Origin of the sequence: Ralstonia sp. OTU4908 (assembly GCF_038440115.1) — a bacterium.
Taxonomy (GTDB): Bacteria; Pseudomonadota; Gammaproteobacteria; order Burkholderiales; family Burkholderiaceae; genus Ralstonia; species Ralstonia pickettii.
This window is the reverse complement of the sequence record NZ_JASATD010000102.1, coordinates 1-597: the sequence shown is the minus strand read 5'-3', so window position 1 is coordinate 597 and position 597 is coordinate 1. Positions and strand designations below refer to the sequence as shown.

Here is a 597-nt window from a genome sequence, read left to right as displayed (position 1 = left end):
CCGTGCCGCCATGGCCGCGCGGTCATCGCAGCCGGCAAGGAAGGCGAGGCTGATCAGCAACAGTGCCCTGATTGATTGGGTTTTCATAGGCTGATGTTCCAATTCAAGAACAGGCGGATGTGATTGGTTTGTTCGCAGGAGACTTCATTGGGTGGTCTCATGTTGCTTACTGAGTTCGGCCTCGCGGGCCAACTCGGCTTCCCGAGCGATCTTCATTTGACGTTGCTTCTCGCGACGCTCTTCGTCTTGACGCGTGAGTTCCTCGTCGACTGTCCCGGTTCCTACATAAGGGTCATCATCAGCAGGGCGAGCCCATACACGGTTATGCCCGTTTGCGTTGCCATCTTTGATCATGATCTTGACTCGATCGCCCGGCAGAAAGATGGCCCACATCCCGTAGGTGGCGGTGCCATACTCCGGCACCTCCGCTTCGGCTTTGTACCAAGCCCCCCACGCAATACCGTCTAGCTTCTTGTTGGCAATCCACCGCACCGTTACCCTCAAGCCGGGGCGCCATTTCTTGGGGAAGGAAGCGCAGCATTTGTCCCCCCGCCACCAGACGGCATGTTATCGGGGCGCGCAGGCTGAATATTTGGC

General features: G+C 57.8%; 2 pseudogenes. Both read right to left on the bottom strand.

From position 1 onward, the window contains the following. A pseudogene (locus AAHM38_RS25495) lies at positions 1-87 on the bottom strand (DUF3304 domain-containing protein); the annotation flags it as partial. A 57-nt stretch (positions 88-144) separates the two neighbouring features. After that, positions 145-597: pseudogene (locus AAHM38_RS25490) on the bottom strand (DUF3304 domain-containing protein); the annotation flags it as partial.